Raw genomic sequence first — 24,103 nt, 5'->3', positions numbered from 1 at the left:
CCACCGGGCCGCCCGGGGCAGGCGGGGAGCCGGGTGGGTCAGGACGCCAGCCGCTGCCGCGCGCCGCGCGGCGCCGCGTCGACCCCGGGCTCGGCGATCCGCGCCCACAGCTCGTCGAGCGAGAGCCCGAGCACGGCGGCGAGCGCGGCGATCGTGGGGAACGACGGCGTCGCGACGCGGCCGGACTCGATCTTGCGCAGCGTCTCGGGGGACACGCCCGCGTCGAGCGCGGTGTCGAGGATCGTGCGGGTCCCGCGGGCGTCGCGCAGAAGGGCGCCGAGGCGCTTCCCGCGCTCGACCTCGGCGGGCGTGAGCGGCAGGCGGACCATGGGGCGATGATAGTACCGGTACTGTCTTCCCGGTATTGTTATCCGAGATCGTCGTCCGAGCGCGCCGGCCTCCCGAGCCCCCGCCCCACCCCGCACCTCCCGCGAAGGACCCCCCGCATGATCGAGATCCTGTCCCCGTCCGAGCTGGCACGCGCACGCGTGACCGGGCGCCTCGTCGGCGACATCCTCGCCGAGCTGCGGCGCCGCACCCGGGCCGGGACCAACCTGCTCGAGATCGACGCGTGGACCGCCCAGCTGATCCGCGAGTCCGGTGCGCAGTCCTGCTACGTCGACTACGCGCCGTCGTTCGGCCGCGGGCCGTTCGGCCACTACGTGTGCACGTCGGTCGACGACGCCGTGCTGCACGGCCTCCCGCACGACCGCGTGCTCGCCGACGGCGACCTGCTCACGCTCGACCTCGCGGTCCTCAAGGACGGCGTCGCGGCCGACGCCGCGATCAGCTTCGTCGTCGGCGAGCGGCCGTCGCCGCAGGCCGACGTGCTCATCGAGGCGACCCGCACCGCGCTCGCGGCGGCGATCGCGGAGGTCCGGCCCGGCGCCCGCATCGGCGACCTGTCGCACGCGATCGGCACCGTCCTCACCGGCGCCGGGTTCCCGGTCAACACCGAGTTCGGCGGGCACGGCATCGGCTCGACCATGCACCAGGACCCGCACGTCCCCAACACCGGCCCGCCCGGGCGCGGCTACACGCTGAGACCCGGGCTGCTGCTCGCGCTCGAGCCGTGGGTCATGGCCGACACCGACGAGCTCGTCACCGACGCCGACGGCTGGACCCTGCGCAGCGCGACGGGGTGCCTCACGGCCCACACCGAGCACACCGTCGCCGTCACGGAGGACGGCGTGGAGATCCTCACGCTGCCGACCTCGACGGACTGAGACGCCCCGGCGCCGCGGGCGCACCCGTGCGCCGCTCCGGTCCGCGGACCGGGCAGCGGGTCCGCGGTCGGGGCCGACGGGTCCGGAGACGTCGCCGTCAGGCGCCGCGGCGCGCGTGCACGTCGACGCCCGGCCCCGCGACGCCGCCGAGGTGCCGCGTGACGGTCCGGGCCGCGTGCACGACCGCGCGGGCGTGCTCCTGCACGACCGCCGCCGGCATCCGCGCGGCGGGTGCGACGACCGAGAGCGCACCGACCACGTCCCCCGTGTGGTCGAGCACGGGCGCAGCGACCGCCCGCAGGTCGGGGTCGAGCTCGCGGTCGTCGACCGCGAAGCCGCGCCGCCGCGTGCGCATCAGCTCGGCGCGCAGCTCGCCCGGGTCGGTGATCGACCGCGGCGTCGCCGCCTGCAACCCGGCCGCGACCGCACGGTCGACCAGCGACGGCGCCGCGAACGACAGGATCGCCTTGCCGCTCGCGGAGCAGTGCATGGGCACGCTCGCGGGCACGCGGCCCGCCGCACGCCCGGCGGCCCCCGGCGCGGGGCGCCGACCCGCGACCCGGACCTGCAGCCCGTCCGGCACGGACAGGATCGACGTGCAGCCGCTCGTGCGCGCGAGGTCGTCGAGCGGGCCGGCCGCGACGGTCTCGACGTCGAGACTCGCGAGGTACGCGTGGCCCAGGCGCAGCGCGCCCGGCCCGAGGCGGAACCGGCTGGTGCTCGCGTCGCGTCGCAGCAGCTCGGCCTCGAGCAGCGGCGCCGCGAGGCGCAGGACCGTGGACTTGTGGACGTCGAGCCGGCGGCCGATCTCGGCGGCCGTGAGACCCGCGGGGTCGGAGTCCTGCGCGCACACGTCGAGCAGGGCGAGCGCACGTCGCAGCGAGAGCGACTCGTTGCGCGCCGGGCGGGCCTCATCGTCCGGTGTTGTGCTCACCGCATCACTCTGGCAGACCTGGACGCACGTCCGGTGGGACGTCGGGCCGATGTCGCCCCGTGCACACCGACGCGCACCCATGTCCCACCGACGGGTGACGCCGCAGGTCAGGCGCCCGGCCACGCCGCGAGCAGCCACGCTCCCCCCGCGACGAGCGCGGTGAGGCACACCAGCAGCAGGATCGCGACCCACACGACCGCCGGCAGGTGCGTGAGCCCCGCCAGCAGACCCGCGTCCGAGGTGTCGCGCCCGCCGCGCCGCGCGAGGCGGGCGCGCTGGGTCTGCATCTCGAGCACGGCCCGCGGCGCGCCGAGCAGCAGGAACCACGTGATCCCCGCGGCGACGACCGTCTGCGCGCCCGCCGGGGCCCACCCGGTGACGCCGACGAGCACCGCCCCGCTGACGAGCACGGCCCACAGCCCGTACCAGTTGCGGATCTGCAGCAGCACGAGGACCACGACGACCAGCAGCAGCCACAGCACGCCCAGCGCGTACCCGCGGGACAGCAGCCACGCCGCCGCGACGCCCAGCAGCGCGGGCCCGGGGTAGCCGGCGGCCACGGTCGCCACCATGCCCGGCCCGCGCGGCTTGCCGCGCGACACCGTGAGCCCCGACGTGTCGGAGTGCACGCGGATGCCCGACAGCCGCCGGCCCACCAGCACCGCGACCGCGGCGTGCGCGGCCTCGTGGACGATCGTCAGGCCGTGGCGCAGCAGGTGCCACAGGCCGGGCACGAGCAGCGCGACCAGCACCGCGGCGCCGACGACGAGCACCGTCGTGCGGTCGGGCGCGGGCTGCGCGGTCGTCACGCGCTGCCACAGGTCGGCGACGCCCGAGACGTCGGGGGCGGCCCCGAGCCGCGCGGTCGTCACGGGGACTGCTCCAGCACGACGTCGGTGCCGCCGGCGACGAACCGGACGCCGTCGCGCACGACCGCGACGCTCTCGAGCACCACGCCCTCGGGCAGACCGCCGAGCGGGACCTCGAGCCCGGTGAGCCGGTCGGCGATCGCGTCGGGCAGGCGGTCCACCTGGAGCGCACCGACCCCGAGCGTGACGTCGCGCAGGTCGACGAGCAGGCGCCCGTCCTCGACGCGCGGCACGAGGCCGGCCGTCAGCGGGGCGCCCAGCACCTGGCCGGACGCGCGCAGCACGTCGCCGTCGACCGTGACGTCGACGACGAGGTTCGCGCGGTCGGCGACGGCCCGCTCGATCGACTCGGGGGGCAGCGTCGCCTGCAGCCGCGCGTGCCCGACCCGGTAGGGCGACTCGAGCGACACGTCCGTCGCGTCGAGGACGACGTCGGTCGCGCGCACGCCCTCGAACACCACGCCCGCGGCGGTGGCGCCGACGTCGTCGAGCGAGCGTGCCAGGAGCTGCGTGAGGAACGGGAACCCGTCGATCCGCACGTCGGGCTCGCCGTCGACCTGGAGCTGCTGCGTGACGACCTGCGCGGCGCGCTCCTGCGCGGCGTCCCGCGCGAACCGGTCACCGACGTACGCGCCGACCCCTACGAGTCCGAGCGCGACGACCCCCGCGACGACCCCTCTGGCTCCCATCGGCTCCCCGTCCTCGTCGTGCCCGGCCCGTCCGGGCCGGTGCCCCGGCCCCACACGGTAGGCGCCCGAGCCCGGGAGGTCCCGTGGTGCGCGTGCACGAGCGGCCCGCGCACCGGGACCACGCCCGATCCTGTGGCGCACGTCACAGCGGCTGCCTAGGCTCGTGGCAGGGCTTCGACCAAGGACGCGCGATGACCTGGTTCCTGCTTCTGGTGGTCTCGGTGGCACCGAGCGTCGTGCTGCTCGGCGTCTGGTCGCTGTTCCCGTCGCCGGACGAGCCGCCGCGCTGGCGCACGTGGCTGGCGGCGCGGCTCGAGGCGGTGGCCGCCAGGCTGCGGCACCCGGAGCCCGAGCCGTACGACCCGTTCCGGACGCTGCGCGTGCAGCAGCGGCTCGGCGCGGTCGCGGACCACGTGCGCCGGCTCGAGGTCGACGTGCACGCGTACGCCCGCGCCGAGCGGATCATCGCGTCGCGGCTCGCGTACGACGCGCTCCTGGCGGAGGCGTGCGGGCTCGCGGGCGTCGAGGTCCGGCCGGCGGCCCTGGGCGACGCGCAGGAGCGGTTCCGTGAGGAGGTCGAGCTCGCCGCGCGGGGCTGGACGTGGTGAGGCCGGACGTGGTGAGGCTCCACGAGGCTCGGCAGGACGTGGTGCGGCCGGACGTGGTGCAGCAGGGCCCGGCGCCGTCGGACGGGCGCCGTCAGCCCGCCAGGACGCGCAGCGTGCTCGGTCCCTCGGGGGTGGGGCGGATCTCGATGCGGTCGGCGACGGCCTGCTTGAGCGCCTCGACGTGCGAGACGACGCCGACGACGCGACCGCCGCTGCGCAGCCGGCCGAGCTCGGCGAGCACCTGGTCGAGCACGTGCGGGTCGAGCGCACCGAACCCCTCGTCCACGAACAGCGTGCCGAGCTCGACGCCGCCGGCCTCGGCGGTGACGACGTCGGCCATGCCGAGAGCGAGGCACAGCGACACGTAGAACGTCTCGCCGCCGGACAGCGTGCGCGGGTCGCGCGCGCGCTCGGTGCGGTGGTCGACGACCCGCATCGACAGGCCGGTCGTGCGGGTGCGCACGTCCTCCTTCTCGTCGGAGCGCACGAGCTCGTAGCGGCCGTCGGACATCACGGCGAGCCGGTCGTTCGCGGCGGCGACGACGTCCTCGAACCGGCGCCCGAGCACGTACGTCGCGAGCGAGAGGGCGTGCGCGTTGTCGCTGCCGGTGCCGGCCGCGAGGTTGGCCATGCGGGTGACGGGCGCGGCCGCGGCGACGGCCGCGTCGAGCGCGGCCGCGGCCGTGCGGACGCGTGCCGCGGCGTCCGCGGCGGCGGCCGCGCGGGCGGCCGCGACGCGCGCCCGCCCGTCCAGCTCGTCGAGCGCGACGCGGGCGGTGCGCTCGGCGCGCTCGGCCGCGGCGACGTCGAGCTCGACGCGCTCGGGCAGCGCGACGAGGTCCGGCTCGGCGAGGGCCGCCGCGACACGTGCCGCCGCCGCGCTGTGCGCGAGGACGCGCCGCTCGAGGTCGGCGAGCACGTCGGGCGGGCACCACGCGGCGTGCGCGGCGCCGTGGTCGGCGAACCCGTGCTCGGCGACGGCGCGGTCGGCCTCGTCGCGGCGACGGCGCGCGTCGGCCGCGGCGGCGCGCTCGGCGTCCAGCGCGCCCAGCAGGTCGTCGGCGCGCTGCGCGAGCGCCTCGAGCGCGGCGTGCCGCGCAGCGACGGTCGGGTGGTCGCCCCGCGCCTCGAGCACCTCGGCCTCGGCGCGCGCGAGCGTGTCGCGCTCGGTCTCGAGCCGCAGCTCGGCGGTCCGCACCTGCGCGAGGACCTCGTCCCGGAGCGTCTCGCGGTCCCGGGTCGCGGCGTCGTGGTCGCGCAGCCCGGCGTCGAGCGCGGTCGCGCGTGCGGCCGCCGCCGTCGCGTCGGCCACGCGCCGCTCGGCGTCCTGCACGAGCCCGGCGACCGACGCGGCGTCGTGCGTGCCGGTGCGGGCCGCGAGGCCGGCGACGCGCTCGGCGAGGCCGGCCCGGTGCGCGCCGGCCTCGGCGACGACGCGCTCGGCGGCCGCACGCACGGCCTCGGCGGCGGACACCCGGTCGGCCGTGACGTGGTCGGCCCCGACCGACGCGGGAGCCGGGTGCTCGACGGCGCCGCACACGGGGCACGCGTCGCCGGGCACGAGCGTCCCGGCGAGCTCGCCGGCGAGGCCCGCGACGCGCGCGGACCGCAGCGCGCTCTCGGCCTGCACCGCGGCGAGCGCGTCGTCGGCGGCGGCGCGCACGGCGGCCTCGGCCTCGGTGAGCTCCCGGCGCGCGGCGGCGAGCGCGGTGACGTCGGCGGCGAGCGCGCGGGCCGCGGCGAGCGCCGTCGCGGCGGCCTCGGCACCCGCGGCCGCCGCGCGCGCGGCGTCCCGCTGCTGCTCGACGGCGGCGCGCGCGGAGGGGCGCTGCGCGAGCCACTCGGTGGCCGCCGCGGCCTCGGCGCGCAGGTCGTCCAGCACGGCCGCGAGGTCGCGCACCGTGCGCCGGCGCGCGACGAGGCCGGCCTCGGTCTCGACCGTCCGTCGCAGGGCCGCGGCGTCCTCGGCCGCGTCGGTGCGCGCGGCGCGCAGGTGGGTGCGCCACGCGTCGAGCACCCGCTCGGCGTCGGTGTCCGGCCCGGGCGCGGCCGACGCCCCGGCCGTGCCGGCGGCGGGACCGTCGGACGCCGTGCCGGCAGCGGCGGGACCGTCGGGCGTCGTGCCGGTCGTCGCGGCCAGCAGGGTCGTGACGTCGGCGACGTCCCCGACCCGCAGCAGCGCGGCCGGTGCGACGTCGGCCGTGGCGACGAGGGCCTTGAGCGCGCCCTCGTGCGCGGTGCACGCGTCGCGCCAGCCGGTGAGCAGGGGCCGGACGGTCGCGGCGGCGCGCGCGAGCCCGAGGCGTCGCACGTCGTCGGCGTGCTGCTCGGCCGCGTCGGCGAGCAGCGCGCGCTCGGCGTGCAGCGCGGCGCGGCGCGCGACGAGCCCGGCCAGGCGCCGCTCCTCGTCGTGCGCGGTCCGCGCGCTCTGCCACGCCGCGCGGGCCGCGTCGGCACGCGCGGCCACGTCGGCGGCCGATGACGTGAGCCCGCCCGTGGTCGCCGTGACGGCGTCCGCGACACGCGCCCCGACGGGCGAGCCGACCACCGCCTCGTCGAGCAGCGCGCGGGCCGCCGCCTGCTCGTCGGCGTCGAGGCCGCACGCGCCCAGCAGGTGCTCGACCGCGTGCCCGAGCGCCGTGCGCGCCGCCTCGACCGTGCGGGCCGACTCGGCGCGCAGCGCAGCCAGCCGCTGCTGCATCTGCTCGTACACCTGCGTGCCGAAGATCTTCTGGAGCAGCACGCGCCGCTCCTCGCCCGTCGCGCGCAGGAACCGCGCGAACTCGCCCTGCGGCAGCACGACGGTCTGCACGAACTGCGTGCGGTCCAGGCCGACCACGCGCTGCAGCTCGGCGCCGACCTCGTCGAGCCGCGTGCCCAGCAGCTCGCCCACGCCCTCGAGCGCGTCGGGGGCGCCCGCGACGTCGGCGTCGGCCGGCAGGCGCCACGCCTTGACGCTCGCCTGCGCGGTCGTCGTGCCCGTGCCGCGCCGCTTCGCCCGCTGGTACGCGGGCGTCCGCCGCACGCGGTACACGCCCGACGGCACCTCGAACACCAGGTCGACGACGCTCTCGACGTCGTCCGCCGCGTACGCCGAGCGCAGCCGCTCGTCGGACGCGTCCGCACCGGCGACCTTGCCGTACAGCGCGAACACGACGGCGTCGATGAGCGTGGACTTGCCCGCGCCCGTCGGCCCCTCGAGCAGGAACAGCCCCGACGCGGCCAGCGCGTCGACGTCGACCGTGTGACGGCCCGCGAACGGGCCGATCGCCTGGACGGTGAGCGAACGCAGGTGCATCAGGCGCTCCGCTCCGCCGCGAGCACGTGCTCGTGCGCGGCGCGCAGCACGGCGCGCTCGGCGTCCGTGGGCGCGCCGCCGGTGACGTGCGTGACGAAGTCCGCAGCGACCTGCACGGGGTCGGCCGCGGCGGTGACGAGCGCGAGCCGCTCGCGCGCGTCGTCGGGCCGGTCGGGGCGGTGCTGCACGACGAGCGCGTGCGCGAACCGCTGCCGGACCCGGCGGAACAGCTCGGCCGGGCGTGCCGCGTCGGTGACGGTGACGCGCACCCAGTCGTCGACGTGCGGCTCGCCCGCGGCGCCCAGCAGGTCGTCGAGCGTGCCCGTGAGGTCCGTCAGCCGCCGCGGCACGGGTGCGGGCACGAGGGTCGTGGCCGGGGCGTCGCCCGCGAGGTCGACCAGCACGGTGGACTTGGTCTGGTGGCGCTCCGAGAACGAGTACGCCAGGGGCGAGCCCGAGTAGCGCAGCGTCGTGCCGGCGGGACCGCCCACGACCTGCGGGCCGTGCAGGTGCCCGAGGGCGACGTAGTCGGCCCCCGCGAAAACCGCGGCCGGCACGTGGTCCACGCCGCCGACACGGATGTCCCGCTCCGACTCGCTGGCCAGCCCGCCGACGACGAACGCGTGCGCCGCGACCACGACCCGCCGCCGGTCGCCGCCCGCCGCACGCGTGGCCGTGTCGGCGCGCACGCGCGCCATCGCCGCGGTCGTCACGGCCTCGTGCGAGCGCGCGAGCAGCGCACGCGACCCGTCCGGAGCGACCGGCGCGAGCTCGGCCCGGCACACGTCCGGGTCGAGGTAGGGCAGGCCGTACACGAGCACGTCCCCGACCTCGACCGGCTCGGCGAGCGACGCGACGCGCGTGCGCAGCCGCACGCGCTCGCGCATGAGCGCGGCGCCGAAGCCCAGGCGCGTCGCCGAGTCGTGGTTGCCCGACGTCACGACGACCGTCGTGAGCTCCGCGAGGCGCGCGAGCGTGTCGGACAGCAGCGTGACGGCCTCGACCGGCGGGATCGCCCGGTCGTACACGTCGCCCGCGACGACGACCGCGTCGACGGACTCGCTGCGCACGACGTCGACCAGGTGGTCGAGGTAGGCCGACTGGTGGTCCAGCAGGTCGACCCCGTGCAGGGTCCGGCCCAGGTGCCAGTCCGACGTGTGCAGCAGCCGCATGCGGCGAACCTAACCGAGCCCACCGACACCGTCCGGGACGACGCCGTGCGTCAGGCGGGGGCCTCGCCCTCGTCGGGGATCGCGGTGCCGAGGCCGACCATGTCGAGCACGTCGCGCAGCACGCGGTGCGGGTCGCGCAGCGTGAGCGGGATCTGCGCCTCGCTGGCCGCGAGGTGCAGCTGCAGCACGAACGCGACTCCCGACGAGTCGACGAACGTCGCCTCGGTCGCGTCGACCAGCAGGGGCAGCCCGCTCATGAGCGCGAGCCCCATCGACGCGGACGCGGACTCCCGCAGCGACGCGTCGATCTCCCCGACCAGGCAGACCACGGCCTTGTCCTCGCGGTGCTCGACGCGGATCGCGTGCTCCACGGTCATCGTCTGCTCCACGGTCGACGTCATGGGCTCGACGACGCTCGACAGCTCCGTCATGTGGCGTTCGTGCTCCTCGTGCCTCGGGTCGGTACGTCGTCGTACCGGGGTGCGACGGGCGGATCGACGCTACCTGCGCCCTCCGACACCCGCGCGCCGAACGACGACAAGGACCTGCCATCCCTCGCCACAACGCGCGGCGCACCGCGCGCGTTCCCGCACCCTACTCCTGCCGCACCCGCGCTTGACCCCCGCTTGACCCGAGGGTCCGGGGTCGGGCGGTCACTCGGCCTCGCTGACCTCCGCGACGGTCGCACCCAGCGCGGCCACGAGGTCGTCGACCGCGAGCTCGATCCCGACGCCGTGCCCGCCGCCGCCGATCGACACCGTCCGCCCCGCGGCCCGCGCGTCGACGACGACCGGCCACATGCGCGTCGTGCCGAACGGCGTGATCGTGCCGCGCTCGAAGCCCGTGACGTCCTTGGCGACCGCCGCGTCCGGCATCGACAGCCGGTTCACGCCCAGCAGCGCCCGCAGCCGCGGCCACGAGATCGTGCGGTCCCCCGGCAGCAGCACGAGCAGGTAGTCGTCGTCGCCGCGCCGCACGACGATCGTCTTGACGAGGTCCGCGGGCGCGATGCCCCGGGCCGCGGCGGCCTCCGCGAGCGAGCCGACGCGCCCGTGCCGCGTGCGGACGTACGGCACGCCCGCGGCGTCGAGGGCCTCGACCACGCGGCGCTCGCCGTCGGTGCGCAGCTCGGAGTCGGGCGTCGCGGGCACGGTCGGGTCGCTCATGCGGCCACGGTAGCCCCGGCGAGGCGCGAGGGACGGGCCACGCGCAGCCCGACCCCTAGCCCCGCGCGAGGGCGACGGCCGCGAGGACCAGGACGAGCGGCACGGCGACCGCGAGCACGGGGCCCCAGACGCGCAGCGCGGCGCGGCGCGGGCGCACCGGCGCCACCGCGGGCGCAGCGGCGAAGGCGGTGAGCCAGTCCTGCTCGGGGGTCCACCGCTGCTCGGGCGCGGGGGTGGGCTGCGGGATCCACGCGGCGGCCGGCTCCCACGAGGTGCCGGACGCGGGCAGGCGTCCCCGCGGGGCCTCGCCCTCGGGGCGGCCCGCGCGCCACGGACCACCACGGTCCTCGCGGTCGTCGCGGTCCGCCGAGCGCGCGTCGTCGTGACGTCGTCGCGCCGCGGGCTCACCCGCCAGGTCGGGCCACCCCGACGCCCCGGGCCGGCGCGGCGCGGCCGCGTGCCGGGGTTGCGTGCCGTTGCGCCATGCCGCACCGTGCGCGTCGCGTGGCTGCTGCGGGCCGGGCGACGGCGGCGGCCACGGGTGGTCGAGCACGCTGCCTCCGCTCCGTCGCCGTCGGCCGATCCGGACGAATCACCCAACGACCAGCATGCCGTCCGGACGAGCGACACGCCCCGCCCTTCACCCGAAAGGGCTACCCCCCGTCGCGCACCCGGCGACGCCACCCGCGCTCGGCCACCCGCGCACGGCCGCCGCCCCCTTCCCGCGACGGACAGCCGCACGGACGACGGACACCTGCGTGCCGCTGTCCGCCGTGCCGTGCCGCTGTCCGTCGCGGAGCGGGTGGCGGGACGACGCAGGAGGCGGGCGGGCGGAGAGGCACCTGGGCGCGGATCACGACGGGAGCCGCCCGCGGCGGGAGCGAGCCCGGCGGGAGCCGACCACGGCGGGGCGGGCCCCGGCGGGGGTGGACCGCGGGCGGGCGCGCCGCCGGGCTGGTTCCATGAGCGCACGCGTGCGGACGGTGCCTGCCGCGCGACGTGCGGTGCGGAGGGAGAACGCGTGCTGAACAGCCTCGTCGTCGGGGTCCTGCTGATGAACCTGTTCGCGGCGGCGCTGGTGGTCGCGCGGGCCCCCGTCTACCGGACACGGCTGTACCGCCCGATGCTGCTCAACCTCGCGCTGTCCGTCGCGCCGTTCGTCGTGCTCGCGGTGGCCGTCGTGGTGCTGCTGCCGCTGATCTCCCGCGGCGCACCGCCCGCCGTCGTCTGGGGCTCCGGGATCGTCCTCGGGGTCGTGTGGCTGCTCATGCTGCCGAACGCGGGGTACCTCATCACCGAGCTCAACCTCAACCACCGGCGCGAGGGCGAGCGCGTGCCCGAGTGGTACGACGTGCTGCTCGTCCTGGTGCTCGCGATGTCGGGCGTGCTGACGACCGTGCTCAACGTGTTCCTCGTGATCCTCGCGTGGGTGATCCTGCGGTACGGGGACACCGTCGCGCCGCTCGCCGGTGCGGAGGCCCGCGCGGTCGAGGCGGTCGTCCTGCTGCTCGTCGCGTTCGGGATCTACCTGGGTCGGCACGTGCGCCTGAACTCGTGGGACGTGAAGCACCCGACGCACCTCGTCCGCAAGATCGTGCGCCACCTGCGCACGCCCGGTCGGCTGGGTGACGCGATCGGGTTCACGCTGCTCGGGGCGCTGTTCTTCGGCCTCATGTACCTCGTGGTGGTCGGGCCGGTCGTGCAGGGGCTCGTCGAGCTCGAACGTCTGCGCTGACGGGCCGCGTCGCAGGCACCCGGCCCACCGCGACCCGTGCACGACGGGTCGGCATCCACCTCTCTGACGTGCGCGGACGCGCGTCCCGGCGTTCGATGACGGCATGACGTCCTCCCGCCGTCGCCGCACGCGTGCCGGCACGCGTGACGCGCACCGCGCCGCCCGCCGCGCCCGCGGCGCCGCGCTCGTCGCCGGGGCGTTCGCCCTCGTCGCCCTCACCGGCTGCGGCGCGGACGCCCCGACGTTCCCGACCGACCCCGACGGCACGCTCGAGCGCGTGCGCGGCGGCGAGCTGCGCGCCGGCCTCTCGCCGCACGAGCCGTGGACGGCGCTCGGCCCGGACGGGTCGCCCGACGGCGTCGAGGTCGCGCTCGTCGAGGACTTCGCGGACTCGCTCGGCGCGGACGTCACGTGGACCACGGGCGGTGAGGAGGCGCTCGTCGCCGACCTCGAGGAGGGCCGGCTCGACGTGGTCGTGGGCGGGTTCACGGCGTCGACGCCGTGGACGTCGAAGGCCGCGGTGACGGTGGCCTACACGACCGTCACGGACGAGCACGGCAAGCCCGAGGGGCACGTCGTGCTCGCGCCGATGGGCGAGAACGCGTTCCTCGTCGCGCTCGAGCGGCACCTGCTCGACCAGGAGGTGACGGCGCCGTGACGCAGGGAGCCGTGCAGCAGTCGTTCCGGTTCGGCAACACCGAGCTGCCGCCCGACGCGCAGCGCGCACGCCGCCGCGCGGTGCGGCTCGCGTGGCTGACGATCGGGTTCCTCGTCACGGCCGTGACGGCGACGTACCTCGTCATGGGCAGCTCGCAGGCCATGAAGGCCGCGTGGGCGGAGGACCTGCTGTCGTTCATCCCGCCGGTCGCGTTCCTGGTGGCGCTGCACGTCACGGGCAGGGTGCCGAGCGAGCGGCACCCCTACGGCTACCACCGGTCGGTCGGCATCGGTCACCTGGTGGCCGCGACGGCGCTGCTGACGATGGGCGCGTTCCTGGTGTTCGACTCGCTGTCCGGGCTGCTGGCCGGCGAGCACCCGCCCGTCGGGCTCATCGTCGTGCTGGGGCACGAGATCTGGGCGGGCTGGCTGATGGTCGCGGTCCTCGCGTACACGATCGTGCCGCCCGTGCTGCTGGGCCGCGCCAAGATGCCGCTCGCCGAGCAGCTGCACGACCGCGTGCTCTACGCCGACGCCGACATGAACAAGGCCGACTGGATGACCGCCGTCGGCGGGATCGTGGGCGTGCTCGGCATCGGTGCGGGCCTGTGGTGGGCCGACGCGGTCGCCGCGCTGTTCATCTCCGGCAGCATCCTGCACGACGGCGTCCGCAACCTGCGCTCGGCGGTCGCGGCGCTCATGGACGCACGCGCCACGACGGTCGACGGCACGCAGCCGCACCCGCTGCACGACCGCATCGACGCGACCCTGCGGGCGCTGCCGTGGGTCGCCCAGGCGCAGTCCCGCGTGCGCGACGAGGGGCACGTGTTCCACGTCGAGGCGTTCGTCGTGCCGCGCGACGGCATGCCCACGCAGGCGCAGCTGCAGCACGCGTGGCACGCGGTGGCCGACCTCGACTGGAAGGTGCAGGACCTCGTCGTCGCGCCGGTCGACGAGTTGCCGGAGGAGCTGCTGCCCGGACTGCGGGACGCCACCGGAGCGAGACCGGGCTGAGGAACGTTCTGCGGCCGCACGGATGCGGTGAGCCCGGTCTCGCGGACCCCGCGTCCCGGTATTCGGCGTGAGCCCCGCCGGGACGCCTGGGAGGATGGTGGGTCGTGAGCACGTCCGACCCCACCCCCGCCGACGTCCCCGCCGACGCCGACGCCGGCAGCCCGGCGGCCGACGGTGCGGAGACGCGGCGTCGTGCGCCGCGGCGGCGTGGGGGTCGCGGACGGCGGGGCGAGGGTTCCGCGCGCGAGAGCACGGACGGCGTGGCCACGGCCGGTGAGGGCACGGCCGGCGGCGGCGCTCCACGTCGCGCGCGCGACGCAGCACGACGCAATGAGGCACGACGCGACGGGGGACGACGCGACGACGCCACCCGCGCCGCGGCCCGCGACGCGCACCTGGCCCGCACGGCGCAGGCCCGCGCGGACGTGGTCCTGCCGGCGATCGTCTACCCCGAGCAGCTGCCCGTCTCGGCCCGTCGCGACGAGATCGCGGCGGCCCTGCGCGACCACCAGGTCGTGGTCGTCGCGGGCGAGACCGGGTCGGGCAAGACGACCCAGATCCCGAAGATCGCGCTCGAGCTGGGCCGGGGCCGCGCGGGGCAGATCGGCCACACGCAGCCGCGGCGGATCGCGGCGCGCACGGTGGCCGAGCGCATCGCCGACGAGCTCGGGGTCCCGCTGGGCGGGGTCGTGGGCTACCAGGTGCGGTTCACGGACGAGTCGAGCGACTCGACCCTGGTCAAGGTGATGACCGACGGCATCCTGCTCGCACAGATCCAGCGCGACCCGATGCTGCGGATGTACGACACGCTCATCATCGACGAGGCGCACGAGCGCAGCCTCAACATCGACTTCATCCTCGGGTACCTCACGCGGCTGCTGCCGCAGCGGCCCGACCTCAAGCTCGTCATCACGTCGGCGACGATCGACTCCGACCGGTTCGCGCGGCACTTCGGCGCCCCGCCGAGCGACGAGCACCCCGACGGCGTGCCCGCACCGGTCGTCGAGGTCAGCGGCCGCACCTACCCGGTCGAGATCCGCTACCAGCCGCTGTCCCCCGACGACGGCCCGGATCGTGACGTGGTCACCGGGATCACCGAGGCCGTCGACGAGCTCATGGCGGAGGGCCCGGGCGACGTCCTGGTGTTCCTGTCGGGCGAGCGCGAGATCCGCGACGCCGAGGACGCGCTGCGCGGGTCCCTGGGACCGCGGGTCAGCGACCCGCGGCACGCGCTCGGCGTGGACGTCGTGCCGCTGTACGCGCGGCTCTCGGCCGCCGAGCAGCGGCGCGTGTTCGAGCCGCACACGCGCCGTCGGGTGATCCTCGCGACCAACGTCGCCGAGACGTCGCTGACGGTGCCGGGCGTGCGGTACGTCGTCGACCCCGGCACGGCGCGCATCTCGCGGTTCTCCAAGGCGACGAAGGTGCAGCGGCTGCCGATCGAGCCGGTGTCGCAGGCGTCCGCCAACCAGCGGTCCGGGCGCTCGGGCCGCGTCGCGCCGGGCATCGCGATCCGGCTGTACTCGCAGGAGGACTTCGAGTCCCGCCCCGAGTACACCGAGCCCGAGATCCTGCGCACGTCGCTCGCGTCGGTGATCCTGCGGATGATCGCGGTGGGCGTCGTGACGTCGCCCGACGAGGTCGTCGACTTCCCGTTCGTCGACCCGCCGGACGTGCGCTCGGTGCGCGACGGCGTCGTGCTGCTCACCGAGCTCGGTGCGCTCGAGGAGCGGCGGGGCCGCACGCAGCTCACCGAGACGGGGCGCGCGCTGGCACGCCTGCCGATCGACCCGCGCCTCGCGCGCATGGTCGTCGAGGCGGGGCGCCGCGGCGTCGCGCGCGAGGTGCTCGTGGTGACGGCCGCGCTGTCGATCCAGGACCCGCGCGAGCGGCCCGCCGAGCAGCGCGAGACCGCCGACGCGATGCACCGCCGGTTCGCCGACCCGACGTCGGACCTGCTGACGTACCTCAACCTGTGGACGTACCTGCGCGACCGGCAGCGCGAGCTGTCGGGGTCCGCGTTCCGGCGGCTGTGCAAGGCCGAGCACCTGCACTACCTGCGCGTGCGCGAGTGGCAGGACGTCGTCGCGCAGCTCCGGCAGATGGCCAAGGACCTGGGCTTCGACGCCAAGGGCGCGCCGGTGCCCGCGTCGTCCGACGTCCCCGCGGCAGCGGGCCACGGCCGCGACGGGCGTCGCGACGGCGGCCGGCACACCCCGACCGGTGCGCCCACGCAGGAGTCCGCCGAGCGCACCGGACCCGACGGCGTGCAGACCCGCTGGTCGTGGGACGGCGACGCGATCCACCGCGCGATGCTGCCCGGCCTGCTGTCGCAGGTCGGCATGCAGCTCGTCACCGACGTCGCCGCGGGCGCGCCCGCCAAGGGCCGCGACGGCAAGCCGCGCCGCCCCGACGCGCGCGCCCGCAACGAGTACCTCGGCGCGCGCGGTGCGCGGTTCGCGATCTTCCCCGGCTCGGGGCTGGCGCGCCGCCCCCCGTCGTGGGTCATGGCGGCCGAGCTCGTCGAGACGTCGCGCCTGTGGGCGCGGGACGTCGCGCGCGTCGACCCCGCGTGGGTCGAGGAGGCCGCCGCGCACCTCGTGAAGCGCACCTACTCCGAGCCCGCGTGGTCCACGCGCCAGGGCGCGGCGATGGTCGACGAGAAGGTGCTGCTGTACGGCGTGCCCGTGGTCGCGCAGCGGCGCGTGCTGCTCGCGAAGATCGACCCCGAGCACGCGCGCGAGCTGTTCCTGCGGCACGCGCTCGTGCAGGGCGAGTGGACCACGCACCACCGGTTCTTCCACGAGAACCGGCGGCTGCTCGCCGAGGCCGAGGCGCTCGAGGCGCGCGCCCGCCGCCGCGACCTCGTGGTCGACGACGACGCGCTGTTCGACTTCTACGACGCGCGCGTGCCCGCCGACGTGGTCTCGGCACGGCACTTCGACCGGTGGTGGAAGGACGCACGCCGCGCCGACCCCGACCTGCTGACGTACACGCGTGACCTGCTGGTCGGCGAGGACGCCGCCGACATCGACGAGCAGGCATTCCCGTCGCGCTGGCCGCAGGGCGACCTGTCGTTCCCGCTGACGTACCAGTTCGAGCCCGGCACCGAGGCCGACGGCGTCACCGTGCACGTCCCGTTGTCGCAGCTGCCGCGCGTGCGGCCCGAGGGCTTCGACTGGATGGTGCCCGGCATGCGCGCCGAGCTGCTGACCGCGACGATCCGTGCGCTGCCCAAGCCCGTGCGCGTGCAGCTCGTGCCCGCGCCGGACGTCGCGCGCGCGGTCGACGCGTGGCTCGACGAGAACGCCGCGACCTGGGAGGACACGGTGCGCGCGGCCGACGCGGCGCCGTCGTTCCGGGAGATGTTCGCGCGCGCCGTGCGGGCGCTGCGCGACGTCGAGGTGCCGCCCGACGCGGTCGACGAGGACCGCCTGCCGGCGCACCTGCGCATGACGTTCCGCGTGGTCGGCGACCGCGGCGGCGTGATCGACGAGGGCACCGACCTGCTCGCGCTGCAGCGCCGCAACGCGGACCGTGCGCAGGACGCCGTCGCGTCGGCCGTGCGCACCGCCGTGCGGGCCGCGATGGAGGAGGCCGCCGCGCAGGCGGGGGTCGCCGCACCCCCGACGGCCGCGGACCGGCCCGCGGCGGACGGTGCGTCGCGGCGGACCCCCACGACGCCCACGCCCGCGACCGCCCGCCCGCAGGCCGCACCCGCCCCGACGCTCGAGCGCACGGGCCTGACGACGTGGCCCGCCGACCTGCCGGGCGCGCTGCCCGACGTGGTCGAGGCGCCGTCCGCCGCGGGCGGGGTCGTGCGCGCCTACCCGACGCTCGTCGAGGAGGGCACGGGCCCGCGCGCGGGCGTCGCGCTGCGCGTGCTCGCCGACGCCGCCGCGGCCGAGTCCGCCGCGCGCCGCGGCCTGCGCCGCCTGCTGCTGCTCGACGTGGGCCTCGCGACGCCCCGCGTGACGTCGCGCTGGACGGGCACGCAGGCCCTCGCGCTCGCGGCGTCGCCGTACGCGTCGACCGACGCCCTGGTCACCGACGTGCAGCTCGCGGCCGTCGACCGGATCATGGCCCGCCACCTGGGCGGCCGGCCCGTGCGCGAGGTCCGCGACGCCGACGCGTACGCGGCGCTGCGCCAGGCCGTGCGCGACACGCTCGAGGACGATGTGCACCGCGTGGTCGCCGACCTCGTCGCCGTGCTCACGGCGTGGCGCGAGCTCGACGCCGACGTGCGCGGCTCGGCGAGCCTCGCGCTGCTCGCGACCGCGCAGGACCTGCGCACGCAGTCCGCGGCGCTCGTGCACGACGGGTTCGTCTCCGAGGTCGGCGCCGACCGGCTGCCCCAGCTGGTCCGGTACCTGCGCGCGGCGCGGCACCGCCTGGCCAAGGCCGCCGAGAACCCGCAGCGCGACGCGGACCTCGCGTGGCAGGTGCAGGACGTCGAGGACCTGTACGTCGCCGCGCGCGAGCGAGCGCGCACCGCGTCCCCCGACCCGGCGCGGGACGCCGCGCTCGACGACGTGCGGTGGCTGGTCGAGGAGCTGCGCGTGAGCCTGTTCGCGCAGCAGCTCGGCACGCCCGTGCCGGTCTCGCCGACGCGGATCAGGAAGGCGCTCGCGGCGCTCGGTGCGTGACGTCGCGCGGGCGCGCGGGCGGCCTCGCTGCCTAGGCTGACCGGATGGCCACCGTCCTGCTCGTCCGCCACGGCCGCACCGACGCCAACGTCCGGGGGGTCCTCGCCGGGCGGACCCCGGGCGTGCTGCTCGACGACGTCGGGCACGGCCAGGCCGGGCGCACCGCCGAGCGGCTCGCGGTCGTGCCGCTCGTCGCGGTCGTGACGAGCCCGCTGGAGCGGTGCCGGCAGACGGCGGACGCGCTGCTCGCCCGGCAGGCCGGCACGCCGACGCTCACGGTCGACGACGCCCTCACCGAGTGCGGGTACGGCGACTGGCAGGGCCGGTCGCTCGCGGACCTGGCGCGCGAGCCGCTGTGGGCGACGGTGCAGTCGTACCCGTCGGCCGTGACGTTCCCCGGCGGCGAGTCGCTGGCCGGCATGCAGGCGCGCGCCGTCGCGGCGGTGCGCGCGCACGACGCCGCGGTCGAGCGCGAGCACGGCACCGGCGCGGTGTGGGCGGCCGTCAGCCACGGCGACGTCGTCAAGGCCGTCCTGGCCGACGCGCTCGGCCTGCACCTCGACCTGTTCCAGCGCCTCGACGTCGGCCCCGCGTCGGTGTCGATCGTCCAGTACGGGCCCGGGCGCCCGCGCGTCGTCACCACGAACAGCTCGTCCGACGACCTCGGCTGGCTCGCGGCCGCCCGCCCCGCCGACGACGCACCGGTCGGCGGCGGCGCGGGTCACGTCTCGACCGACGCGACGCGCTGACCGTTCGTACACTCGAAAGATGACCACCCGCGTCCACGAGTTCGACTGGCCGGACCGCGTCGTCGTCGGCACCGTGGGCCGCCCCGGCGAGCGCACGTTCTACCTGCAGGCGCGCATGGGCGCCCGGTCGTCGAGCGTCGTGCTGGAGAAGCAGCAGTCCGCCGCGCTCGCCGACCTCATCGAGGAGCTGCTCGACGACCTCGCGAACGACGCGGACCACCCCGTCTCCGTCCCGCGCGAGACCCCGCCCGAGCTCGTCGACGACGACCCGCTGGACCCGCCCGACGACGCGCTGTTCCGCACCGGGACGATGCGCCTGGGCTGGGACCCGCGCACGATGCAGGTGGTCGTCGAGGCGTTCCCGCTGCAGGAGGCGCCGGACGACGACGACCCGCTGGCCCTCGCGGACGCCGACGAGGACGAGCCCGAGGAGGCCCTGCTGGTGCGCATGCCGGTGGGCACCGCGCGGGCGTTCGTGCAGCGCACGCGCCGCGTCGTGGGCGCCGGGCGACCCGCGTGCCCGCGGTGCGGCCGGCCGGTCGACCCGGACGGTCACGTGTGCGACCCGCTCGACGGCGCGTGACCGACCCGGACGACGCGCACGACGTCGACGCCCTCGACGGCGAGCTGGTGGTCGTCGGTCGCGTCACCACGGCGTCGAACGCGACGTTCGTCGGCACGGTCGGCGGCGTGCAGGTCGTCTACAAGCCCGTCGCGGGCGAGCAGCCGCTGTGGGACTTCCCCGACGGCACGCTGGCCCGGCGCGAGGTCGCGACGTACCTCGTGTCGCAGGAGCTGGGCTGGGACGTCGTGCCGCGCACGTGGCTGCGCGACGGGCCGCTGGGCCCGGGCATGGTGCAGCTCTGGCAGGACACCGACCCGGAGCAGGACCCCGTCGACGTGGTCCCGACGACGGCTGTGCCACCCGGGTGGCGCACGGTCCTCGAGGGCGCCGACGAGCGCGGCCGCCCGGTGGCCGTCGTCCACGAGGACTCCCCCGCGCTGCGCCGCATGGCCGTGCTCGACGTGCTCGTCAACAACGCCGACCGCAAGGGCGGGCACGTGCTGCCCGTCGCGGGCGGCCACCGGTACGGCGTCGACCACGGCGTCACGTTCCACACCGAGCCCAAGCTGCGCACCGTGCTGTGGGGCTGGGTGGGCGAGCACCTCGACGCCGACGAGCGCGCGGGCGTCGAGCGCGTGCGCGACGGCGTGCACGGTGCGCTGGGCGACGAGCTGGCGGCGCTGCTGGACGGGGCCGAGGTCGACGCGCTGGTCGCGCGGTGCGAGCGGCTGCTCGCGAGCGGGCGGTTCCCCGGGCCGGAGGCGGCGTCGTCGCCGGTGCCGTGGCCGCTGTTCTGAGCCGGCCCGCCGCGCACGCGCGGTCCCGCGTCGCCGCCGGACGCCGGCACTCGGTCGCGGTGACGCCCGATGGGTCCGTGCTCACGGCCGGCCCGCCGGGCGCCGAGGAGCGACGCACCGCGGACTGGCGGGACGTGGTCGCCGTGGCGGCCGGCAACGTGCACACCGCACCCAACACGGGTCGCTCGCACACCGTCGGGCTGCGGGCGGACGGCACGGTCCTCGCCGCGGGCTGGGACCGCGACGGGCAGTGCCAGGTCGGCGACTGGTCCGGCGTGGTGGCCGTGGCGGCCGGGTGGCGACGCACCCTGGCGGTGCTCGTCGACGGGACCGCACGTGCCGCGGGGCGGCGCGCCGAGGGCGCTGCCGACGTCGAGGGGTGGCGCGACCTCGTCGCCGTCGCGGCGGGCGACTGGCACTCCGTCGGTCTGCGCGCCGACGGCACGGCCGTCGCCACGGGCAACGACCGCCGCGGCCAGTGCCGCGTCGGCCGCTGGCGCGACCTCGTCGCGGTCGCCGCGGGGTCCCTGCACACCGTGGGCCTGACGCGCGACGGGAGGGTCGTCGCGGCCGGCAGCGCGGGGGCGGGTGTCGCGGAGGTCGGCACCTGGTGCGACGTCGTCGCCGTCGCGGCCGGCAGCCACCACACCGTCGGGGTCACCGCGGACGGGCGCGTGCTCGCCGCGGGCGACGACGGCCGCGGGCAGTGCGACGTGGCGGCGTGGCGGGACGTCGTGGCCGTCGCCGCGGGCTCGACGCACACGCTCGGCGTGCGGTCCGACGGCTGCGTGCTGGCCGCCGGCTCCGCCGAGGACGGTCGGTGCGACGTCGGGGACTGGCGGGTGCGCTGAGCCGACCCGCCGTCGTGCGCGGCGATCGGGCGGGCCGTCGCGCGCGACGGTGGCACGATCGCTGCATGGAGCACGACGCGCTGGCCGTCGTCGCCGGGCTGGTGGTCGCGGCGGCGCCCGGCGCCCGCGCCCTGGTCGCGGTCGACGGTGCCGGCGGCAGCGGCAAGACGACGTTCGCGGCGCACCTCGCCGAACGTGTGCGCCAGCGACGCCCCGTGCTCGTGGTGCACGCGGACGACTTCCTCGCACCGCCGCACGTACGCCACGCGCGCGGCCGGTACTCCCCGGAGGGGTTCTGGCTCGATGCGTACGACGTGCCGGCGCTCGTGCGTGACGTGCTCGACCCGCTGGGTCCCGGCGGTGACGGGCGCTACCGCCCGACGCGCGACGACGGCCTCGCAGCGCCCGGCGTCGCGCTCGTGGCACCCCCCGCTGCGGTCGTGCTGGTGGAGGGCACGTTCCTGCTGCGCGACGGGCTCGCCGACCGCTGGGACGTCGCGGTCCACCTCGACGTGCCGCTCGCCGAGGCGACGCGTCGCATGGCAGCACGCGAGGGCCGTGCGCCCGACGACCCGGTCTGGGAGCGCTACGCGGGCGCGCAGCGGCTGTACGCGCGGGCCGCGCACCCGCGCGGTCGTGCGACCGTCGTCGTCGACACGACCGACGTCACCGCGCCGCGGGTGTGCGCGCTGAGGACGCCGGGCCCGCGAGCGACGGGCGGCACGCTCGGCCGGGCGTAGGCCCCGGTCTCGGACGACCCTCCCGGCGCTCCCGCAACGACGCCGACGGACACGCCCACGGTCGACGGACACCCGCGCGCGCGTGTCCGTCGACCCGTACGGCTGTCCGTCGACAGATGGTCGCCCATCGACGGGCCGCGGCCACGGCCGCCCGTCAGGAGGCGGGCTCGACCGGGCCGTCGCGACCGGCCAGCAGGTCGCCGCACGACACCTGCTGCGCCGTGGTGACGACCGGGTCGTCCGCCGCGGCGCCCGTCGCGACCTGCTCGGCCGCGCCGTTGCGCGCGGTGCGCCCGCCGTCGCCCAGGTCGACCCACGTGCGCGTGACCGTGAACGTGCCGCCGTCGGCGCTCACGGCGTCGAGGCCCGCGAGGCGCAGCGCACCGCCGTCCTGCGTGCAGCCGACGCCGGTGCCCTGGCCCGCGAACCCGCGGTCGAACGTGTACGCCTGGCCCTGCGCGTTGGTGGGTGCCACGAGCCCGCAGTCGACGACCGACCACAGCCGGGCCTCGCGCCCGAGGTCGACGAGCACGACGGGGATCGCGTCGGCCTGCACGCGCTGCACGACGGCCGACGCGGGCACCGGGCTCGCCGAGTCGATCGCGGCCGAGAACGTCGCGCCCGACGCGGTGGTGATGCCGATGCGACGGTCGGCGCCGCCCGTGAGCCACGCCTGGTCGGGGCGTCCGTCGCCGTCGACGTCGACGACCTCGCGGACGTCCGCGCCGGCGGGCGGTCCGTCGCCGGTCGGGGCGCAGCCCGCGGTCGCGGTGGGCGACGCGGCCGGGGTCGCGCTCGGGCTCGTCGCCGTGGTGGGCGTGGTGGCGGCGGGCGTCGGCGACGTCGTCGGGGCCGCCGCGTCGTCGCCGTCGCCGCGCGTCAGCAGCAGCGCGACGACGACGCCGACGAGCACGACGACCGCGACGGCCCACGGCCACCAGGGCGCGCGGCGCGCGGGACCGGGGGTGGCGGGTGCTGCCGGTGTGCTCATGCAGCCCTGCCTACTCCGGTTGCCCCGGGCACGCACCTCAGACGGATCCGGGCCGCCCCCAGACCCGGGTGACGATCCGCGCCGCACAGGTGCCCGGCCGGTCGCGTCGAGGTGTCGGCGGGACGCGCCAGACTCGGGCCATGACGACCACCGTCCCCACCCCCGACGCGACGCCCGCCGCACCGCCGGCGCAGGACGAGCCGTTCCGGTGCTTCGGCTCCGGCGACCCGGTGTACGCGGCCTACCACGACGAGGAGTGGGGCGTGCCGGTGCACGACGAGCACGCGCTGTACGAGCGCATCTCGCTCGAGGCGTTCCAGTCGGGGCTCTCGTGGCTGACGATCCTGCGCAAGCGCGAGGGGTTCCGGGCCGCGTTCGCGGCGTTCGACCCCGAGGTCGTCGCGACGTTCGGCGAGGACGACGTCGCGCGGCTCCTCGCGGACGCGGGGATCGTGCGCAACCGCGCGAAGGTCGACGCGACGATCGCGAACGCCCGCGCGCTGCTCGCGCTGCACGACTCCGGCCGCACGCTCGACGAGGTGCTGTGGTCGCACGCGCCCACGGCGCCCCGCGAGCGCCCGCGCAGCTACGCCGACGTGCCCGCGCGGACCGCCGAGTCGGCCGCGCTGGCCAAGGAGCTGAAGTCGCTCGGCTTCCGGTTCGTCGGCCCGACCACCGCGTACGCCGCGATGCAGGCGTGCGGCGTGGTCGACGACCACCTCGCGGGGTGCGTCGTGGTGGCCGGGTGACGCCGCGTCCCCCGGGTGGCGCGCGCGCTGCTCCGGCGGGGTGACGCGTGGGGTGAACAAGCGTCCGGCGGCCGACGGGGCCCTTCCCACCGCCGCTAAGGTCGCCCCCATGACCCACCACGCGCACCCGGACGGGCAGCACGACCCCGTGCAGGCCGCGCACGAGGCGTGGTGGACGGCGGGCGAGCCCGACCCGCAGGTGCTCGCGGCCGTCCACGAGGGCCTGCACGACGTCCCCGTGATGACCCCGGCGACGTCCTGGTTCGGTCTGCCGCACCAGCGCACGGCACGCGAGGCGCTGCCCTCGCTGCACCGCCGCCGCCGCTGACCCCTGCCGTCCACCCGGCGTCGCCCCGGGCGGTCGGCGCGCGACGAGCTGTACCGACCCACTCCGGCCCGTCGGAGCCGGGAGGGCCGCCGACCGAACGAAGTCGTCTCACTGAACGAGAAGCGCTGTCCGCCATCCGGGCATGGCCGCTAGCATCGTCGTCGACCATCCAGAGCGGCTGAGAGACCTGGCTCCGCGACGCCGCAGCAACCCCCCTCCCTGCGAGGGTGTGGGTGCTTCCGCCAGGAACGATGGAGTGACGATGACCGTCTGCGCCCTGGCGACCGACCCCTCGTGCAGCCCGTGCTGCCCCGTGAGC

General features: G+C 77.0%; 23 protein-coding genes and 1 riboswitch. Of the genes, 13 read left to right on the top strand and 10 right to left on the bottom strand.

Going from position 1 to position 24,103, the window contains the following annotated elements:
* Positions 1-38: 38 nt before the first annotated feature.
* Positions 39-329 (bottom strand): helix-turn-helix domain-containing protein, encoded by a 291-nt coding sequence (locus E4A51_RS10470; RefSeq protein WP_134851695.1) that lies wholly within the window; start codon positions 327-329, stop codon positions 39-41.
* Between the two features lie 117 nt (positions 330-446).
* On the opposite strand from E4A51_RS10470, the gene map reads away from it, so the two are divergent.
* On the top strand, positions 447-1,226 hold the full coding sequence (gene map / locus E4A51_RS10465) for a type I methionyl aminopeptidase (protein WP_134851694.1): 780 nt from the start codon (positions 447-449) through the stop codon (positions 1,224-1,226).
* A 97-nt stretch (positions 1,227-1,323) separates the two neighbouring features.
* On the opposite strand, the gene E4A51_RS10460 is transcribed toward map, so the two are convergent.
* The 3 genes from E4A51_RS10460 to E4A51_RS10450 form a co-directional block, all read right to left on the bottom strand.
* Positions 1,324-2,160: an IclR family transcriptional regulator gene (locus tag E4A51_RS10460; protein WP_070319134.1), complete on the bottom strand. Its 837-nt coding sequence runs from the start codon at positions 2,158-2,160 to the stop codon at positions 1,324-1,326.
* Between the two features lie 107 nt (positions 2,161-2,267).
* Entirely contained in the window at positions 2,268-3,032 is a 765-nt protein-coding gene (locus E4A51_RS10455; RefSeq protein ID WP_070319133.1) for a M50 family metallopeptidase, read from the bottom strand.
* On the bottom strand, positions 3,029-3,718 hold the full coding sequence (locus tag E4A51_RS10450) for a DUF2993 domain-containing protein (RefSeq protein ID WP_070319132.1): 690 nt from the start codon (positions 3,716-3,718) through the stop codon (positions 3,029-3,031). Before E4A51_RS10450 ends, E4A51_RS10455 begins: the two co-directional genes overlap by 4 nt.
* A gap of 191 nt (positions 3,719-3,909) precedes the next feature.
* Here E4A51_RS10450 and E4A51_RS10445 point away from each other — a divergent pair, with 191 nt between their 5' ends.
* Positions 3,910-4,326 carry a hypothetical protein gene (locus E4A51_RS10445; RefSeq protein ID WP_046529762.1) on the top strand — a complete coding sequence of 139 codons (417 nt, stop codon included), beginning with the start codon at positions 3,910-3,912 and terminating at the stop codon, positions 4,324-4,326.
* Positions 4,327-4,417: 91 nt separating this feature from the next.
* On the opposite strand, the gene E4A51_RS10440 is transcribed toward E4A51_RS10445, so the two are convergent.
* The 5 genes from E4A51_RS10440 to E4A51_RS10420 all read right to left on the bottom strand — a co-directional run bounded on the left by E4A51_RS10440 (position 4,418) and on the right by E4A51_RS10420 (position 10,515).
* On the bottom strand, positions 4,418-7,624 hold the full coding sequence (locus E4A51_RS10440) for an AAA family ATPase (protein ID WP_134851692.1): 3,207 nt from the start codon (positions 7,622-7,624) through the stop codon (positions 4,418-4,420).
* Positions 7,624-8,796, bottom strand: coding sequence for an exonuclease SbcCD subunit D (locus E4A51_RS10435; RefSeq protein WP_134851691.1), 1,173 nt, complete (start codon positions 8,794-8,796; stop codon positions 7,624-7,626). The genes E4A51_RS10440 and E4A51_RS10435 overlap by 1 nt, the downstream gene beginning before the upstream one ends.
* 50 nt (positions 8,797-8,846) lie before the next feature.
* The gene (locus E4A51_RS10430; RefSeq protein ID WP_134851690.1) at positions 8,847-9,227 is read right to left on the bottom strand and encodes an STAS domain-containing protein; all 381 of its coding nucleotides are present in this window, start codon (positions 9,225-9,227) and stop codon (positions 8,847-8,849) included.
* Between the two features lie 222 nt (positions 9,228-9,449).
* Complete coding sequence (locus E4A51_RS10425) at positions 9,450-9,962, bottom strand: aminoacyl-tRNA deacylase (RefSeq protein WP_134851689.1); 513 nt, start codon at positions 9,960-9,962, stop codon at positions 9,450-9,452.
* A gap of 55 nt (positions 9,963-10,017) precedes the next feature.
* A complete protein-coding gene (locus E4A51_RS10420) occupies positions 10,018-10,515 on the bottom strand; it encodes a hypothetical protein (protein WP_070320748.1) in 498 nt (165 codons plus the stop codon).
* A gap of 468 nt (positions 10,516-10,983) precedes the next feature.
* On the opposite strand from E4A51_RS10420, the gene E4A51_RS10415 reads away from it, so the two are divergent.
* The 9 genes from E4A51_RS10415 to E4A51_RS10375 all read left to right on the top strand — a co-directional run bounded on the left by E4A51_RS10415 (position 10,984) and on the right by E4A51_RS10375 (position 21,716).
* Positions 10,984-11,697: a DUF1361 domain-containing protein gene (locus tag E4A51_RS10415; protein WP_070320747.1), complete on the top strand. Its 714-nt coding sequence runs from the start codon at positions 10,984-10,986 to the stop codon at positions 11,695-11,697.
* A 103-nt stretch (positions 11,698-11,800) separates the two neighbouring features.
* Complete coding sequence (locus tag E4A51_RS10410) at positions 11,801-12,355, top strand: transporter substrate-binding domain-containing protein (RefSeq protein WP_070320746.1); 555 nt, start codon at positions 11,801-11,803, stop codon at positions 12,353-12,355.
* Positions 12,352-13,368 carry a cation transporter gene (locus E4A51_RS10405; RefSeq protein WP_070320745.1) on the top strand — a complete coding sequence of 339 codons (1,017 nt, stop codon included), beginning with the start codon at positions 12,352-12,354 and terminating at the stop codon, positions 13,366-13,368. The genes E4A51_RS10410 and E4A51_RS10405 overlap by 4 nt, the downstream gene beginning before the upstream one ends.
* 104 nt (positions 13,369-13,472) lie before the next feature.
* Positions 13,473-18,014 (top strand): ATP-dependent RNA helicase HrpA, encoded by a 4,542-nt coding sequence (hrpA, locus tag E4A51_RS10400; RefSeq protein ID WP_134851688.1) that lies wholly within the window; start codon positions 13,473-13,475, stop codon positions 18,012-18,014.
* Between the two features lie 44 nt (positions 18,015-18,058).
* Entirely contained in the window at positions 18,059-18,763 is a 705-nt protein-coding gene (locus E4A51_RS10395) for an MSMEG_4193 family putative phosphomutase (RefSeq protein ID WP_070320087.1), read from the top strand.
* A 19-nt stretch (positions 18,764-18,782) separates the two neighbouring features.
* Complete coding sequence (locus E4A51_RS10390) at positions 18,783-19,346, top strand: DUF3090 domain-containing protein (RefSeq protein WP_070320088.1); 564 nt, start codon at positions 18,783-18,785, stop codon at positions 19,344-19,346.
* Complete coding sequence (locus E4A51_RS10385) at positions 19,343-20,125, top strand: SCO1664 family protein (RefSeq protein ID WP_134851687.1); 783 nt, start codon at positions 19,343-19,345, stop codon at positions 20,123-20,125. The genes E4A51_RS10390 and E4A51_RS10385 overlap by 4 nt, the downstream gene beginning before the upstream one ends.
* A 77-nt stretch (positions 20,126-20,202) precedes the next feature.
* A complete protein-coding gene (locus tag E4A51_RS10380) occupies positions 20,203-20,976 on the top strand; it encodes a chromosome condensation regulator (protein ID WP_240696439.1) in 774 nt (257 codons plus the stop codon).
* 65 nt (positions 20,977-21,041) lie between these two features.
* Entirely contained in the window at positions 21,042-21,716 is a 675-nt protein-coding gene (locus E4A51_RS10375) for a uridine kinase (protein WP_134851686.1), read from the top strand.
* A gap of 154 nt (positions 21,717-21,870) precedes the next feature.
* Here the strand turns inward: E4A51_RS10375 and E4A51_RS10370 are convergent, their stop codons facing one another.
* The gene (locus E4A51_RS10370) at positions 21,871-22,707 is read right to left on the bottom strand and encodes a hypothetical protein (protein WP_134851685.1); all 837 of its coding nucleotides are present in this window, start codon (positions 22,705-22,707) and stop codon (positions 21,871-21,873) included.
* Between the two features lie 140 nt (positions 22,708-22,847).
* Between E4A51_RS10370 and E4A51_RS10365 the strand changes: the two genes are divergently transcribed.
* Both E4A51_RS10365 and E4A51_RS10360 read left to right on the top strand, forming a co-directional pair.
* Positions 22,848-23,456 carry a DNA-3-methyladenine glycosylase I gene (locus tag E4A51_RS10365; protein ID WP_070320092.1) on the top strand — a complete coding sequence of 203 codons (609 nt, stop codon included), beginning with the start codon at positions 22,848-22,850 and terminating at the stop codon, positions 23,454-23,456.
* Between the two features lie 109 nt (positions 23,457-23,565).
* Complete coding sequence (locus E4A51_RS10360) at positions 23,566-23,784, top strand: hypothetical protein (protein ID WP_046529750.1); 219 nt, start codon at positions 23,566-23,568, stop codon at positions 23,782-23,784.
* A 162-nt stretch (positions 23,785-23,946) separates the two neighbouring features.
* Positions 23,947-24,053: riboswitch (SAM riboswitch) on the top strand.
* Positions 24,054-24,103: the final 50 nt, after the last annotated feature.

The organism is Cellulomonas sp. HD19AZ1, from assembly GCF_004535805.1.
In the GTDB taxonomy this organism is placed as follows: Bacteria; Actinomycetota; Actinomycetes; order Actinomycetales; family Cellulomonadaceae; genus Cellulomonas; species Cellulomonas iranensis.
Note: the sequence above shows the minus strand (reverse complement) of the source record. Positions and strands in the feature narration are given on the sequence as shown.